Source organism: uncultured Desulfovibrio sp., from assembly GCF_944324935.1.
GTDB lineage: Bacteria > Desulfobacterota > Desulfovibrionia > Desulfovibrionales > Desulfovibrionaceae > Desulfovibrio.
In genome coordinates this window covers 1-14,768 of the sequence record NZ_CALUYG010000055.1, presented here as the reverse complement: position 1 = coordinate 14,768, position 14,768 = coordinate 1, and the positions used below count along the sequence as shown (strand labels likewise).

Below are 14,768 nucleotides of genomic sequence, written 5' to 3'. Positions count from 1 at the left end.
CTCTTGCTTATGGGAATCATGCTGAGAACCTGAGGCAGACGCAGAAGGCCGTGGACGGGAATGGGTGCTTGATGCTGTTTCATAAAAAAATCTCCTGAATCTGGTTGGACTTCAGGAGAATCTGGCACACGTCAAACAATTCCCGTGAGGGAATCGGACGGGAAAATGACGGGAAAATCTAAAAAAGACGGGAAAACAGCAGGCTGGTCACGCCTTGATTATGGCATATGTCTCCGCTTCCTTGAGGAGCATATCCATCAAATTGCGATAGGATTTGTCGTCCCTGTACTCTTTGCCCGCAAGCAAGCGTCCCACATGCGTCTTTCTGCCCTGCGGAGTTTTGTGACTGGTCTCGGATTTTTGAGGACCACACCAATACAGGAGAACATAAGCGATGACTGAAAGAGGATACTTTTCTTTCATGGCGTCACGGACGGCGGCGTCCGGCCTTCCTTCCCAGAATGCTCCGGGAATACGGAAAACAAGTTTTTCATCCTGCGGTGACCTTTCACACAGGGGAACTGCCGCCGCTTTGTCGGCAACGGACGATTCCGGCGGAGCTGCCCGTAAAAGGGATTCCACAAGGGCGCGGGTGATGCCTTTCACTTCCTGGCGTAAGGGATAATAACGGAGATATCTGATAGCAATGTCCCTATCCACCATTATGGTATCGGTAAAGATATGCGCGATGAAGTGATAACTTGAGGCGGGAATGGAGAATATCGGTTTCTCAAAGAGAGGCGAGTCCGGTGAATACTGCGCGAAGATGTCTTCTGTTTTCAGTCTCTCCAGACTGCTGAACAGAAATTCTCGTTCCTCGGGAAAGACAGACGCCGTATCTTCAAAGGATTCTTCAAGAATGACATTCAACCCATATTGTAGGGAGGTAACAGGAACAAGCGTTGATATCTTTCTGAAAAATTCCATCACATCAAAGCCAAGCAGATATGTCTGAATGCCCGCCCCCAGTTCCGGCACTGAAGGAAATTCCGGCATCTGCGTTCCATATGCGACATGATTGCCCGCAACAAATGCCTGCCAGCAATTTTCATAGGTCGTATGCCATAGCCCCAGAGGCTGAACGGCGTCAGGCCAGAGTGCCTGGGCAAGCATTTCACCTTCTCTGACTGTCAGGCCATACGCCTGCCGCACTCTGCCTATGGTTATGTTCTGTCGGTCTGTCATGGAGGAAAGGATACCCTGTCGCCCAAAAATGGACAATAAAAAAACAGCGGCAGGGATAGTCATGTACCTTCCGTGCCGCTGTTTTCCTGTAAAACCTGTTTCAGCTATACCACGCCCGGATCATGTCCATGTCGTCATAGCCGTATTGTCTCATACGCTCCTTTTCTTCTTCACTCCAGCCGGTGTCATTGCTCGTCACCTGCGTCTCGTCTTCTATTTTCCCGATGGAGATACAAACATCACGGTCTGTCATGGTGTCCTTTTTCATACTCCCTCCTTATTTCTTTTCTGCTGTGTGTTGCGTAATCCGTCCAGATAGTCCGCCCAATCCTGCATCATCTTTCGGCGCTCAGGCAGATATTCCGCATAATTGTATGCCGCACGCACTTCGTCCTGCTCCCCGTGGGCAAGCTGCCTCTCAATCCAGTCCCGGTTATAGCCGAGTTCGTTGAGCAGTGTGGATGCGATGGAGCGAAAACCATGCACGCTCATTTCGTGCTTCTGGTAGCCCATGCGCCGAAGCGCATTAAGCATGGTCGCATCGGAAATGGGCCGTACCTCCGTGCGGATGGAGGGAAAAAGGAATTTTCCCTCCCCGGAGTATTTTTGAAGTTCCCGAAGAATGAACATTGCCTGCCGGGACAGGGGCACAAGATGCTGACGGCGCATTTTCATGCGTTCCGCAGGGATGCGCCATTCCCCGGACTCAAGGTCGAATTCCTTCCATTGGGCAGCCCGCAGTTCCGTGGGACGGGTGAAAACCAACGGAGCCAGCTTCAAGGCACAGACCAGAGGAAAATAGCCTTCGTAGGCGTCGATATCCCGCAAAAGCTGGCCGACTTTTTCCGGTTCCAGCACCGCCGCGCGATGGACCGTTTTTCTCGGCCTCAAGGCTCCCCGAAGATCGGCTGCGATATTGTGCTTTGCCCGGCCCGTGATGACCGCATAGCGGAATACCTGATTGATGATCTGCAGCACTCTCCGGGAAGTCTCATAGTTTCCCCGCTGCTCCAGAGGCTTGACCACCTCCATGATATCCCGTGTTTCCAGTTTGGCGATGTGCATTTTGCCAATACGTGGAAAGATGTAGGTTTTCAGCCGGTACATGACGGTTCCCTGATGCTTTTCAGAAAACTCCGCCATGCGGGTTTCATGCCATTCTCTGGCGATATTCTGGAAGCTCTCGCGTTCGGCTGAGATTCTGGCCTTCTTTTCTTCCCGTTTCTGCTCGGAAGGATCAACGCCTTTGGCCAGCAGACGCCGGGCATCCTCGCGTCGTTCTCTGGCGTCCCTGAGCGAGACGCTGGGGTATTCCCCGAAACTGAGCAGTTTGCTCTTGCCGTCAAAGCGGTAAGCCATCCGCCAGAGCTTGCTGCCGCTGGTGGGCAAATAGAGGAACAGGCCGCCGCCGTCGAAATATTTGCGGGGCTTTGAATCGGGTTTCAGACTGCGGATGTGGGTATCGGTAAGAGGCATGGGCACTCCCTGGTTGTCGTTGGACGGAGAGATACCCACATGGACAAAAATATGTTTGATTCCGGCCGGTTATCCGTGTAGGTATCGGAAATGTCGTACCACATTCCTACCTACGGATATACCCACAAATTTCATGGATGCAAGCGGACGAGGCTGGATTTCGGGAAACCGTATTGGAATGAAAAAACAAAGAATGCCAAGGTCTTTTGGACTTTGGCATTCTTCTTTGTACCTAAATTTGGCGTCCCCAAGGGGATTTGAACCCCTGTCGACGGCGTGAAAGGCCGTTGTCCTGGGCCGGCTAGACGATGGGGACGCTCAACAGGAAGAGACTCTACGCATGAAGCCCTGTTCTGTCAACAAAAAAATCAAAAAAATTTATCCCTAAAAAATCCATTAAAATTGCGTAGTTGGCCAGAAGTTGGAATGCTTGCGGCCGGTGGCGTCACAGGCCCAGCCCGCAAACCAGCCGGCCAGCGAGCAGGCGAAGCCCACGAAAAAGGGCGGGATGCGGGCGGCCGTTTCGCCCAGCAGCACGGTAAGGACAGGCGTTACGGCACTGACCGTGGCCTCCGGCGTGGCAAGGGAGTAGACGAAGGCGGAAAAGCCCTCGTGGCTGAGCAGATACCAGGCCAGGCAGGCCGTGAAGCCGCCGGCGCAGCTCAGCCAGGCGGCCAGGCTGCTGCGCTTGCCGAAGCGTACCAGCGCCACATAGGCCACCAGCACGGTCGCGCCGACGATGCTCCAGCTGGTCGTGCAGAGCAGGGCGATGAGCTGTCCCTTGATCTGGGCGCAGCCGCCGCTGAGCAGCACGCAAAAGATGATGCCCGCAAGCCATGCCGGACGCGATGCCTTGCGCCCCGGCAGGTCTTCGGCAATGGCGGACACGGCGATGTGATAGATGGCCGTTGCCGTGGAAAGGGAGGCCGAAGTGATAGCCAGCACAAAGATCTGGAGGCCGACTTCCGGCAGGAGTTGCCGGACGAGCAGGGGCATGACGTCATCCGGCGGCACGCCTTCCGGCAGGATGAGGCGCGCCAGCGCGGCCACGAAGTACGCGCCGCCCACGAGCACGGTGAGCACCAGCATGGCCAGCGGGGTGATGCTGCCCACCTGCCGGGCCGAGGTAAGGGCAAAATGGCGCTGGATCATCTGCGGCTGGGCCCAGACGGCGATGGAGGTGACGATTACCAGCGAAATGATGAACCAGCCCTGCTGGCCGGCGGAAAGGGCAAGAAAGCCCTCATTGGCCAGCGCGGTCGGCGGCAGCTCTTGCAGGGCGGCCATGCCGGCCACCGGCCCCCCGACTTGCTTGAACACCGCCATGACCAGCATGCAGATGCCCACCAGCATGATGAAGCCCTGCATGGCCTCGGTGTACAGGACGCCGCGCAGCCCCCCTACATAGACGGCGAAGGCCACCAGGAGGGCCACCAGCCAGATGAGCAGCCAGACCGGCAGCGGCAAAATCTGGGCCAGCAGCAGGGCCGCCCCCTTGATGACCGCCGAGGCGTAGACGCCCAGAAAGACGGCAAAGAGCAGGGCAAGGAACTTCCCCAGTGCCGGAGAGCGATGCCCCCGGGCCAGAAGCTGCGACGGCGTACGGGCGTTGAGATTGCGCTGGCAGAGGCGCGTTGGCCAGGCCAGGAAGCGGTAGACGATCCAGGTGCCGAGCCAGACGTTGCCCGCGGCCACCAGCAGCATTTGCAGGCCGTAGGCATAGGAAAGCCCTCCGAAGCCGACCAGTGCCACGGCGGAGATATAGGTCGCCACATAGGCCAGCGCCTGTACGGCAAAATTGATCTTGCCGGTGTGCATGGCGTCATGTCCCTCACCCTTGCGGGCAAGATAGACGAACAGGCCGATGTAGCCCACCCAGATAAGGATATTCAGCAGCGTTTGCATCAGCAGCCCTTCCCTTTGCGCAGCTTCAGGCGCAGCAGCCCCCAGAGGGAGAAGAGCAGGGAGAAGAGCAGGGACGCCACGGCCAGTTGGACGGCGGCATCCGCCTGCTGGAACACGGCAAGGAAGGAAAGGGGTTCGGCATTCATGGTGACCTCTGTGTGCGAAGCGACGCGGCGTGCCCGTGCAGCGCGTCGCGTCAGGGAGTGGAAACAAAAAAACGCCGACCGAAGTCGGCGTTTTTTTGACATATCAGGCTTTTACGGCTCTGGCAACAAAGGCCAGCACCTGTTCGTACAGATCCGGCTGAGCGTAGGGAGTGAGCACGCGCGTTCGGTTGGCGCCCACCATGAGGGAAATGATGACCTGTGCCGTCCCCTTGGGTTCCACCCGGGCGATGCTGCCGTCGGAGATGCCGCGGGCAATGAGACCTTCCAGCTCCGAATGCACCTGGGAAAACATGGAATCCATGAGGTCGCGGTCGGTCTTGGTCTTCATGTCGCTGTAGGGCGAACATCGCACCAGCACCAGCCAGTTGGAATTCTTGTCCACGGAAAAGTCGAGATAGGCCTTGCAGAAGCACATGACGGCTTCAAAGCCGTTGTGCGCCTCCATGCTGGATTCGCGCAGCACGACCAGGAAGTTTTCCAGCACGTCAAGACCGGAAGCGAGAAAAAGCTTTTCCTTGTTGCCGTAGTGATGCGTCAGCAGGCCGAGAGCCACCCCGGCACGGTCGGAGATCTTTTTGAAGGTCGTCTCCACATACCCGCACTCGCCAAAAAGTTCCTTGGCCGCCTGAAGCAAGGCTTCTTTCTTGTTTTTGCTCGCCATCGTCGGGACTGCACCTGTTGAGGTTGAGGGGGAATGTCTCCGACCTGACTGTGTACGCAATCAATCCCATAAAGTCAAGCCCGATGCGGCCTTGCGAAGCGCGCGTCAGCTTGTTTTTCGGCTGCGTCTGAAGGCGTTTTGCGCGTAGTCACCCAGCTGTTCAAGCCGGTTGTCCACCAGCGCATACAGACTGCCGGGGGTGAAGGTGGCGTTTTTGCGCCGCCGGCCGCAGGGCATGCCCGTCAGCAGGGTCAGCGCCTCATCGATGCGCCGTACGGGATAGATGGCGAAACGCTTGTTCTCGACGGCCTCCAGCACCTCGGGCGACAGCATGAGATGATCCACATTGTCATGCGGGATGATGACTCCCTGTGTGCCCGTGAGGCCATGCCGCGCGCATACCTTGTAAAAGCCCTCGATCTTGCGGGTCACGCCGCCCACGGCGAGGATCTGGCCGGAATGGTTCACCGCGCCGGTCATGGCCAGATCCAGCCGCACCGGCACGTCGGCCAGTGCCGACAGCAGGGCGATGAGCTCCGCTCCGGAGGCCGAATCGCCCTCGATGCCCGCGTAGCTCTGCTCGAAATAGAGCGAACCGGAAAGCACCAGCGGCTTCTTGCGGGCAAACATGTCCGTCAGGAAGCTTTTGAGGATCATCATGGCCTTGGTATGGATGGGACCGCCCAGCTCGGCCTCGCGCTCGAGGTCGATGATGCCCTCATGGCCCACGCCCACCGTACAGGAGATGCGGTGCGGCAGGCCGAATTCGAAGTCCCCGTGCAGGGTGACCGAGAGGCCGTTGACCTGCCCGACGGCCGAACCGGAGGTGCACACCTTGATCATCTCGCGGTCGTATTCCTCCATGAAGATGTCTTCCACCAGATTAGCCCGGTAAGTGCGTGCGGCGTAGGCGCGTTCGAGGATCTCCCCGCTCACCTTGTCCTTGCCTTCCATGCGGGCCAGAGCGGCGGCCTCGATCATCTGTTCGCGCAGAAGCGGGAACTTGAGCGAAAGCTTGCGCTGATCCTCGCAGAGGTGCGAGCCCAGATCCACCAGCCAGGCCAGCGCGCCGCGGTCGAAGGGCGGCAGGCCGGCTTCCTCGGCGATGCGGGCAATGGCGGAAAGGTAAAAGCGTATCCCCGCCGCCGAGCGGTCCATGCTGTCGGACATCTGCGCCTTGATGCGAAAGAGCTTGGCAAAGCGCTCGTCGTTGTCGAGCAGGGTCTCGTAAAGGCCTTCGTCCCCGATGAGCACCACCTTGAGGCGGAGCGGCAGGGGCTGGGGATTGATGCCCTTGGTGCGGATGGCCGTATCCGGCATGTCGCCCCCGTCCTCGATGCGGGCCTGGCTGGACCGCAGGGCACGCATGAGGCCTTCCCAGGCGCCGGGATGCTGCAACACGTCCTCGATGCGGAGCACGAGGAAACCGCCGTTGGCCTTGTGCAGGCTGCCGGCCTTGATGAGGGTGAAGTCCGTCACCAGGGCGCCCATTTCGGACTCGCGCTCGATGCAGCCCAGCAGATTGACCGACGTCGGATGATCGTCCACCACGATGGGCGCGCCGCTGCCGTCCCCGTTATCCACAAAGAGGTTGACCCCGTAGCGGTACAGGCCGGGATCGGGGGGCAGGTTCTGCGGCGGATGAGGGGCCTCTCCGCTGCCGGGCGTCCCCGCCGGGGCCTCACGCGGGAGGAAGAGGTCCGTATTCTTGAGCATGTCCTCGCGCAGGGCCGCGAAGTAGCTCTCAAGCCCCTCGCAGGCGCAGGCCTTGAGCAGACGACGGCACACCGGGGCCAGCTCGGCGTCGAGCACCTGCTCCATGACCTTGCGCTCCAGATCCCGCTCATCGTCATGGAAGGATTCCTCGGCCCTGCTCAGCTCCCGCATGAAACCGGCCATGGTCTGCACCAGCGTTTCGCCGCGCCGCTTGAGCTTGGTGCGTACCGCGTTGTCCAGGCTTTCGTATTCCTCGTCGCTGAGGCGCTTGCCCTTGAGCAGGGGATAGAGCGTCAGGCTGCCGCCCTCGTCCATGTCCAGATTGAAGCCCTTGTGCGCGGCCACGCTGTTCATCTTGCTGAGCAGGCTGTTACGCGCCTGCTGAAACTTGTCCATGAGCTTGGCGCGCTGCCGCATGAAGGTATTGCCTTCAAAGCGCCGCGGCAGCTCGCGGCTGATGGCTTCCACGGCGGCGGACAGGCTCTCCTTGAGTTTGCGCCCCTGCCCGGCGGGCAGGGAAAGGAGGAGGGGACTGTCCGGGTCGGCGAAGTTGTTGACGTAGACGAGGTCGGGCGGCAGGGCCGCCTTGCGGGCCTGCGGTTCAAGGTAGGCAAGCAGGGTATAGGTACGCCCCAGATTGCTCTCGCCCGAGACATAGATATTGTAGCCGGGCGTCTGGATGGCCAGCGCCAGATCCATCGCCTGCAGGAAGCGGGGCTGGAAGGCGTTGCGGCTGCCCGCGCCGTTGCGCGGACGGGGGATGCTGCCGCTGTCTTCCCACGGGATGCGGGTGGGATCCATGATGGCGTGCAGACGGGAAGCGGGCAGGGGCGATACGGGCGGCATGGCGTCTACCTGTTGCAGTAAAGTCGTTCAAGGATGTCGCGGGCGCCCTGATCCAGCAGGTGGTCCGCCAGATCAAGCCCGGTCTGCCGGGCATTGCCGGCGTGACCGTCGCGACGGGCACGGAGGATGCGGCTGCCGTCCACCTCGCCCACAAGACCTTCCAGAGTGAAGTGGCTGTCGTCCGTCATTTCCGCATGCGCGCCGATGGGGACCTGACAGCCGCCGTCCAGCCCGGCGAGGAAGCCGCGCTCGGCCTCCACACAGATGCGGGTGGGCGTGTGTTCGAGACGGGCCAGCAGTTCCAGCGTGGCCGTATCGTCGGCACGGCACTCTATCCCCAGCGCGCCCTGTCCCACGGCCGGCACGAAGCGGTCCGGGGGCAGCGGCTGCATGTAGGGCGTCACGAGTTCCAGCCGCCGCATGCCGGCCGAGGCCAGCACGATGGCGTCGTACTCGCCGTCCTCCAGCTTTTTCAGGCGGGTATCCACATTGCCGCGCAGGGAGACGATCTTCAGATCTGGGCGCAGGCCCAGGAGCTGGGCCTGACGGCGCAGGCTGCTTGTGCCCACGCAGGCGCCGTGCGGCAGCGCGTCCAGCCCCGCGTGACGGAAGGAGAGGAGGCAGTCCGTGCAGACTTCCCGCTCAGGCACGCAGCCGAGCGTCAGACCGTCGGGGAGCTGCATGGGCACATCCTTGATGCTGTGCACGGCCAGCGTCGCCCGGCCGTCCAGAAGGGCCTCCTCGATCTCCTTGACGAAGAGCCCCTTGCCCCCTACCTGCGCCAGCGGCACATCGAGAATGATGTCGCCGCGGGTCTTGATGACGGCAAGCTCGATGTCCAGCCCGGGGGCAAGGGCCATGAGGCGGTTTTTCACATGTTCGGCCTGCCAGAGGGCCAGCCGGCTGCCGCGGGTGGCGATGGTCAGTCGTGCCATGCGCCCCTCCTAATGTCCGCAGCTTGCGCAGTTGCCGCCGGAGCAGCCGGCGCAGCCGCCACCACCGCCGGTAGTGGCGCAGGACTCGCCGCCGCTCTGGCTGACGCCGTGCACGCAGCAGCAGGACATGAGCTTGTGCGTCTGGGCGGAACCGCAGTGGGGGCAGGGCGGGGTACTGTCGTCAAAGACCAGTTCTTCGAATTCCTTGCCGCATTTGTCGCAGGCATATTCGTAAATGGGCATACAGAAGACCTCATGCTGTGGCGGCCGCTGCGCGCAGGACCGCCGGATTTTCAAAAAGATAGTGATCAATGAGCCGGCAGACAAGATGCCCGGCAGCCATGTGCAGCTCCTGCACCAGCGGCGGCGGCGCAGGGGGCGCGCACACCAGGACGTCGCTGTATGCCGCAAGCGCCTCGCCGTGCTCGCCGGCCAGCGCCACCACGCACATTTTCCGCTGTCGCGCCGCCTCAGCCGCGGCGGCAAGGGCGGCGTCGTGCCCGGGGGGAGAAAAGATGAGCAGCCCGTCCCCTGCCGCGCCCAGCGCCTCGATCTGCCGGGCAGGCGGACAGGAGACGAACGCGCTCCGGGCCTCAAGCGACGAGGCGGCATCCTCCGGCAGCAGCACGGCGGCGGGCAGGGCGGGGCGGTCCAGAAGATAGCGCCCCGTCAGCAGGGCAAGCATCTGGCGGGCAAGGAGGCTGCCGCCGCCGCTGCCGCACAAGAGCAGCTTGCCGCCGGCGGCGAGCCCCAGGGCAATGCCAAGGGCCGCCCGGCGCAGCAGCGGCGCGGCTTCCTGAAAAAAAAGGCGGCGCACGCGCGCGCCCTCCGCAAGATAGCTTCCCACGGGATCAGAGGGCGTCATGGCGTCCTGCGCGGCATCCGAAAAAACCATGTCCGTCTTGTACGGCAAAGCCCGCTCTCTGACAAGTCGCGAAAAAAAGCGGGACGGACTTGCAGTCATGCCGGGCTTGACATAAGATGCGCCAATGCACGAAAGCGCCAGCAAGCACATACTTCTTGTCGTCAAGGCCAACAGCGATGAAGCCGCTGCCCTTGCCGGAGACATCGCGCAATGGCTGCGGCAGCGGGACTGCCGCGTCAGCGAATGCCGGGCCGGCATCGGCTCGCCGGCCTATGCCGACCCGGAACTTGCCCTTGTGGTCGTCCTCGGCGGGGACGGTACCATGCTCGGCGTGGCGCGACGCATGGTGGGCAGCGGAGTACCGCTGCTCGGCATCAATTTCGGCCGGGTCGGCTTTCTGGCGGAAGTGCAGCCCGATCAGTGGGAGCCCTGCCTTGCCGCCTGTCTGGCCGGTGAAATGCCCCTGCGCCCGGCCTCGGCGCTCGCCTGGCGGCTCATCCGGGATGGCCGGGAGGCCGCGCGCGGCCATGCCGTCAACGATGTTGTGCTGGGGCGGTCCTCCCTGTCCCGTCTGGTCAGTCTGGGCATCTATGTGGATGACGAACACATGTGCGATCTGCGCAGCGACGGCATCATCCTCTCCACGGCCATCGGCAGCTCGGGCTACAGCGTCTCCGCCGGAGGGCCGCTGCTCTATCCCTCGCTGCGATCCATCGTCTTCACGCCCATCTGTCCCTTCCTCAATACCATCCCGGCCATGATCTTTCCGGGCACGGCGCTCTTTTCGCTGGACGTCCTGCCGGGCAGCACGGAAAGTTACCTCACCATCGACGGACAGGAAGGCATCGTCCTCAGCATCGGGGATACGGTGGAAGTCACCGGCAAGGATGACGCCGTCCTCTTTGCCGGGGCGGAAGTGCCTTTTTTCGAACGCCTGCGCACGCGAGGCTTCGTGACCAACTTCGCCACCGGCGGGCGCAGCCTCTAGGAAGCCCATGCGACGCACCTTTCTCGAGCGGGCAGCCGACATTCGTCTCGGGCATGACGCCGCCCTCGACGCCTGGATCCACGGCCTCATGGTGGACAACAACATCGCCCACACCCTGAATCCCGACATCATTGCCGGGCCGGAACAGCTTTCCTTCATGGTCTGTCTTGAGGAGGGGCAGGTCTATCTTCCCTGCCCGGACACGGTGTTCCGACAACTCCAGAGTCGCGACAAGACGGCGCTGCGGCAGCAGTATCAGGCCATCTGGGAGGAGACGAAGCGGCGCGTGCTGCGGATCCCGTCCCCGCACAAGCGACGCCTGCTGCTCCAGTTCTGCCGCCTGCGCTACCGGCAGGGTACGGCGGCCGGGACGCTCCTGCCCACACGGCTGGCCAAGCGCATGGCGGCGCTGGCGCTGACCCTCGACGATCCCTGGGACGACCCGTGGCGATCCCGCCGGCAGGCGGCCCATCGGCGTCAGCGCCACCTGCTGGAGCTGCCCGCCCTTCAGGATGCCCTGGATGCGCTGCCGCCCGACTTTTCCCGGGGGAACAGTCTGCGGGCCGAAGGGGAGCGCCTTTCCCGCCATGCCCTGGCGCGACGGCTGGTGCTGGCGCTGGCCGGCGACGCTATCGCCGCGCAGGCGGCGGACAGTCCGTCGGCGCTCACGGCGACGCATCTCCAGCCCCTGCTCGCCCATGCGGATCAGGAGATGGAGACGGCCTGCCGCGTCCTGCTGCAGACCGCCGGCAAACGCGGCACGGTCCTCCTCCTCTGTGATGCGGAGGGCGGTACGGTCTTTGATCTTTTCCTTGCGGACCTCTGCACGGAGCTGGGCATGCGCGTCGTCTATGCCGTCAAGTCCGCCTGCTGCGACATGGCCCCCGTTCTGGACGACCTGGAGGATGACCCCGGCCTGCGGGGGCTTGTCCCGCGCGAGGGCATCCTGCATGACGAACGGGCGAGCAAGAACGACCTGCTGCGTCACCTGCGCGCGCACCGGCTCGCCATCATCCATGACGGCACCAGCGAGGCCCTCAACCTTTACCGGGTCTCCGTCACCTTCTCCCGCGCCTGGAAGGAGGCGGATCTCATCCTGGCCAAGGGCCGCGCTTCGGCGGACATCCTGCTGGGCACGAGCCACCAGTTCACACGGGACATCCTCTGCTTCTGGCAGGACGGACAGGGCCGCCACAGCGCTTTCCGGCCACACAGCCCGCAGGCGCACAAATTCAATGAACAGGACATCGCCGCTCAGGCCGAGGGCATCATCAACGACATGCGCGCCGCTCGGCGGGCGGGCAAGAACGTCATGTTCTACAGCTGCATCATCGGCAGCATCCCCGGGCAGACGCATACGGCCGTGGAGCTGGCGCGGGCCTTTGTTGACAAATTGCGCCGACAGATGGACAACACCCTCATCATCAATCCGGCCGAGCACTTTGTGGACGGCATGGACGGCGACGACCTCATGTACATGTGGGAACGCGTGCAGCGCAGCGGCTGCATCGACATCTGGCGTTTCCAGACAGTGGAAGACATCGAGGAGAGCTTTGCCCTGCTGGGCCGCAAGATGCCCGCCGCCTGGACGGGAAAGGACGCGACCTACTCCACCGGCTGCACCAAGGAGATGCGCATCGCCCTGGAGATGCAGGCCGAGAACCGGGAGATGCAGATCATCGGCCCTGAAGCGCGAATGTTCATGCGGCGCGGCGAATACGGGGTCGGCAAATATTTTGATGCCGCCCTGACCAGGCCGCGGCACGAAGCGTAGGGCGGCAGCGCATTGTTGGGGAAGGGGACCCCCTCGCGCCATATCCCCGCAGATTTCACGGCAACATGCCTAAAACGCGCGGCCGGCAGCGGCCGCATTTTATGGAGTACAGTCCCTATGCCAGCTTATGAAGCCGTCATCGGTCTTGAAGTGCATGTGCAGCTTGCCACCAGGTCCAAGTTGTTCTGTTCCTGCCCCACCACCTTCGGGCAGCCGTCCAACAGCAACGTCTGCGAAGTCTGCGCCGGCATGCCCGGCGCGCTGCCGCGCGTCAACCGGCAGGCCGTCCATTACGCCACACTGGTGGGGCTGGCCACCCATTGCGCCATCAATGACCGTTCCGTCTTTGCCCGCAAGAACTATTTCTATCCCGACCTGCCCTCCGGCTACCAGATCTCCCAGTTCGACCTGCCCATCTGCGAGCACGGCCATCTGGACGTCGAGGTGGACGGCGCGCAAAAGCGCATCGGCATCACCCGCATCCATATGGAGAACGACGCCGGCAAGAACATCCACGCCCAGGGGGAAAACGTCAGCTACGTTGACCTCAATCGCGCGGGCACGCCGCTGGTGGAAATCGTCTCCGAGCCGGACATGCGCTCCTCAGCCGAGGCCGTGGCCTATCTCAAGGCCTTGTACGCCATCGTGACCTATCTGGGCGTCTGCGACGGCAACATGGAGGAGGGCAGCTTCCGCTGTGACGCCAACGTATCCATCCGCCCCGTGGGCTGCCCCACCTTCGGTATCCGTACGGAGCTGAAGAACCTCAATTCCTTCCGCAACGTCCAGCGCGCCATCGACTACGAGATCGGCCGCCAGCAGGACGCGCTTGCCGACGGGGAAAAAATCGTGCAGGAGACGCGCCTTTACGATGCGGTCAAAAATGTGACCGTCTCCATGCGCGGCAAGGAAGAGGCCCACGATTACCGCTATTTCCCCGACCCGGACCTGCTGCCTGTCCGCATCTCCGCCGAGGAGATGGCCCGCTGGAAGGCCGAACTGCCCGAACTGCCGCAGGCGCGGGTACGCCGCTTCGTGGAGATGACGGGCCTCCCCCTGCCCGAAGCGGAAGTGCTGGTCCAGAGCCGGCTCATGGCCGACTTTTTCGAGGAGGCCGCCCGTCTGGCCGAGCCGCGCAAGGTGGCCAACTTCATGCTGGGCGCGCTGCTGCGCGAGCTCAACGCCGGCGGCGGCAGCCTTGCCGACTGCCGCATGACGCCCGCCGCCCTAGCCGAACTGGTCAACATCGTAGACAAGGGCCTCATTAGCGCCAAGATCGCCAACGACATCTTTGCCGACCTCATGCGCAGCGGCGAAATGCCCGAAGCCTATGTGAAAGCCAAGGGCCTCGTGCAGATATCCGACTCCTCGGAGCTGGAAGCCGCGGTGGACAAGGTGCTGGCCGACAATCCCGCCGAGGTGGAGGCCTACCGCGGCGGCAAGACCAAGCTTATGAGCTTCTTTGTGGGACAGATCATGCGCGCCACCAGGGGCAAGGCCAATCCCGCCCTGGTCAACGAACTTCTGCAGAAGAAGCTAGGTTAGAGCGTTTTGCCGTTGAAAAAGGCAAAACGCGGGGCGACACAGCTCCGCCCGGCCCAAACCAAACGGAAAAACAGCGTTTTTTCCGTGAAACGACGGACCAGCGATTCAAACGAGCCGGTTGAACCGGCATGGCGTAGGGCCGACCTTTCTCGTGGAGCTGACCTGCGAAAAAGGGCGGCTTTGCCGCAAACTGGATGATGGCCCCCGAAAGAAGGGGCGTACAAGCCAGCAGAGCAGGCAGGGAGACGTACGTTTCCCTGCCTATTTTTCTTTGGCTCTTGACTAGATAGTGCCGTCAAATTATGTTTGCCCACAAAGATATGCACCTGATTTGAACGGCGGCAAGAAAAGAGGAGCATCTTTTGGCATACCGTGTGGCAACTCCCCGCCAGCGCTTGAGATGCAGAAAAGCATTCTCGACAAGATGCCTGACTTTGTAGAGCTCTCTGTCATAGTTGCGTAATATTTTACGACTTTTCTTTGGCGGGATGACAACCTGGCAACCGGATTCACCCGCTTTGCGGAGAATATTCTCCGTATCGTAGCCTCTATCAGCCAAAAGCGCTCCGGCACTCAACCCGTCAATCAACGCACAGGCCTCTTTGCAATCAGCTCGGGTACCCTCTGGAACAATAATTCTGACCGGCATACCATGCGCATCCACGGCCAGATGTATTTTTGAGTTGAGCCCCCTTTTGTGCGGCT

The 14,768-nt window shown here is 61.8% G+C and carries 14 protein-coding genes and 1 tRNA gene; 3 read left to right on the top strand and 12 right to left on the bottom strand.

Translation table 11 applies throughout. The features are described from left to right. Positions 1-207 precede the first annotated feature (207 nt). The 11 genes from Q0J54_RS10860 to Q0J54_RS10810 all read right to left on the bottom strand — a co-directional run bounded on the left by Q0J54_RS10860 (position 208) and on the right by Q0J54_RS10810 (position 9,786). Positions 208-1,248, bottom strand: a complete 1,041-nt coding sequence (locus Q0J54_RS10860; protein ID WP_296305614.1) for a hypothetical protein — start codon at positions 1,246-1,248, stop codon at positions 208-210. Between the two features lie 37 nt (positions 1,249-1,285). After that, positions 1,286-1,453: a hypothetical protein gene (locus Q0J54_RS10855; RefSeq protein ID WP_173783295.1), complete on the bottom strand. Its 168-nt coding sequence runs from the start codon at positions 1,451-1,453 to the stop codon at positions 1,286-1,288. Continuing rightward, positions 1,450-2,661: an integrase arm-type DNA-binding domain-containing protein gene (locus Q0J54_RS10850; protein WP_296305610.1), complete on the bottom strand. Its 1,212-nt coding sequence runs from the start codon at positions 2,659-2,661 to the stop codon at positions 1,450-1,452. Before Q0J54_RS10850 ends, Q0J54_RS10855 begins: the two co-directional genes overlap by 4 nt. Before the next feature lie 239 nt (positions 2,662-2,900). Beyond that, positions 2,901-2,977, bottom strand: a tRNA-Glu gene (locus Q0J54_RS10845). A gap of 80 nt (positions 2,978-3,057) precedes the next feature. Next, complete coding sequence (locus tag Q0J54_RS10840; protein ID WP_296305608.1) at positions 3,058-4,566, bottom strand: sodium:solute symporter; 1,509 nt, start codon at positions 4,564-4,566, stop codon at positions 3,058-3,060. Next, positions 4,566-4,712 carry a hypothetical protein gene (locus tag Q0J54_RS10835; RefSeq protein ID WP_296305606.1) on the bottom strand — a complete coding sequence of 49 codons (147 nt, stop codon included), beginning with the start codon at positions 4,710-4,712 and terminating at the stop codon, positions 4,566-4,568. Before Q0J54_RS10835 ends, Q0J54_RS10840 begins: the two co-directional genes overlap by 1 nt. Positions 4,713-4,815: 103 nt before the next feature. Further along, the gene (locus Q0J54_RS10830; RefSeq protein WP_296305604.1) at positions 4,816-5,394 is read right to left on the bottom strand and encodes a TetR/AcrR family transcriptional regulator; all 579 of its coding nucleotides are present in this window, start codon (positions 5,392-5,394) and stop codon (positions 4,816-4,818) included. Between the two features lie 105 nt (positions 5,395-5,499). After that, the gene (locus tag Q0J54_RS10825) at positions 5,500-7,956 is read right to left on the bottom strand and encodes a Lon protease family protein (RefSeq protein ID WP_296305602.1); all 2,457 of its coding nucleotides are present in this window, start codon (positions 7,954-7,956) and stop codon (positions 5,500-5,502) included. 5 nt (positions 7,957-7,961) lie between these two features. Continuing rightward, entirely contained in the window at positions 7,962-8,891 is a 930-nt protein-coding gene (gene hemC, locus Q0J54_RS10820; RefSeq protein WP_296305600.1) for a hydroxymethylbilane synthase, read from the bottom strand. Positions 8,892-8,900: 9 nt separating this feature from the next. Next, a complete protein-coding gene (locus tag Q0J54_RS10815) occupies positions 8,901-9,134 on the bottom strand; it encodes a zinc ribbon domain-containing protein (protein ID WP_296305598.1) in 234 nt (77 codons plus the stop codon). 10 nt (positions 9,135-9,144) lie between these two features. After that, positions 9,145-9,786 (bottom strand): SIS domain-containing protein, encoded by a 642-nt coding sequence (locus Q0J54_RS10810; protein WP_296305596.1) that lies wholly within the window; start codon positions 9,784-9,786, stop codon positions 9,145-9,147. A gap of 94 nt (positions 9,787-9,880) precedes the next feature. Here Q0J54_RS10810 and Q0J54_RS10805 point away from each other — a divergent pair, with 94 nt between their 5' ends. The 3 genes from Q0J54_RS10805 (at position 9,881) to gatB (ending at position 14,063) form a co-directional block, all read left to right on the top strand. Further along, positions 9,881-10,744 (top strand): NAD(+)/NADH kinase, encoded by an 864-nt coding sequence (locus Q0J54_RS10805; RefSeq protein WP_296305594.1) that lies wholly within the window; start codon positions 9,881-9,883, stop codon positions 10,742-10,744. A gap of 7 nt (positions 10,745-10,751) precedes the next feature. After that, on the top strand, positions 10,752-12,518 hold the full coding sequence (locus tag Q0J54_RS10800; protein ID WP_296305592.1) for an ARMT1-like domain-containing protein: 1,767 nt from the start codon (positions 10,752-10,754) through the stop codon (positions 12,516-12,518). 117 nt (positions 12,519-12,635) lie between these two features. Continuing rightward, positions 12,636-14,063 (top strand): Asp-tRNA(Asn)/Glu-tRNA(Gln) amidotransferase subunit GatB, encoded by a 1,428-nt coding sequence (gene gatB / locus Q0J54_RS10795; protein ID WP_296305590.1) that lies wholly within the window; start codon positions 12,636-12,638, stop codon positions 14,061-14,063. A gap of 295 nt (positions 14,064-14,358) precedes the next feature. On the opposite strand, the gene Q0J54_RS10790 is transcribed toward gatB, so the two are convergent. Next, on the bottom strand, positions 14,359-14,768 hold a 410-nt coding region (locus Q0J54_RS10790), incomplete at its 5' end, for an IS5 family transposase (RefSeq protein ID WP_296305588.1).

Excerpts from the sequence above, each read along its gene's own strand:
- Q0J54_RS10835 (WP_296305606.1), bottom strand. The coding sequence starts at position 4,712 with ATGAATGCCGAACCCCTTTCCTTCCTTGCCGTGTTCCAGCAGGCGGAT.
- Q0J54_RS10805 (WP_296305594.1), top strand. The coding sequence starts at position 9,881 with ATGCACGAAAGCGCCAGCAAGCACATACTTCTTGTCGTCAAGGCCAAC.
- hemC (WP_296305600.1), bottom strand. The coding sequence starts at position 8,891 with ATGGCACGACTGACCATCGCCACCCGCGGCAGCCGGCTGGCCCTCTGG.
- Q0J54_RS10840 (WP_296305608.1), bottom strand. The coding sequence starts at position 4,566 with ATGCAAACGCTGCTGAATATCCTTATCTGGGTGGGCTACATCGGCCTG.
- Q0J54_RS10815 (WP_296305598.1), bottom strand. The coding sequence starts at position 9,134 with ATGCCCATTTACGAATATGCCTGCGACAAATGCGGCAAGGAATTCGAA.
- Q0J54_RS10825 (WP_296305602.1), bottom strand. The coding sequence starts at position 7,956 with ATGCCGCCCGTATCGCCCCTGCCCGCTTCCCGTCTGCACGCCATCATG.
- Q0J54_RS10850 (WP_296305610.1), bottom strand. The coding sequence starts at position 2,661 with ATGCCTCTTACCGATACCCACATCCGCAGTCTGAAACCCGATTCAAAG.
- Q0J54_RS10810 (WP_296305596.1), bottom strand. The coding sequence starts at position 9,786 with ATGGTTTTTTCGGATGCCGCGCAGGACGCCATGACGCCCTCTGATCCC.
- Q0J54_RS10800 (WP_296305592.1), top strand. The coding sequence starts at position 10,752 with ATGCGACGCACCTTTCTCGAGCGGGCAGCCGACATTCGTCTCGGGCAT.
- Q0J54_RS10830 (WP_296305604.1), bottom strand. The coding sequence starts at position 5,394 with ATGGCGAGCAAAAACAAGAAAGAAGCCTTGCTTCAGGCGGCCAAGGAA.
- Q0J54_RS10855 (WP_173783295.1), bottom strand. The coding sequence starts at position 1,453 with ATGAAAAAGGACACCATGACAGACCGTGATGTTTGTATCTCCATCGGG.
- Q0J54_RS10860 (WP_296305614.1), bottom strand. The coding sequence starts at position 1,248 with ATGACTATCCCTGCCGCTGTTTTTTTATTGTCCATTTTTGGGCGACAG.
- gatB (WP_296305590.1), top strand. The coding sequence starts at position 12,636 with ATGCCAGCTTATGAAGCCGTCATCGGTCTTGAAGTGCATGTGCAGCTT.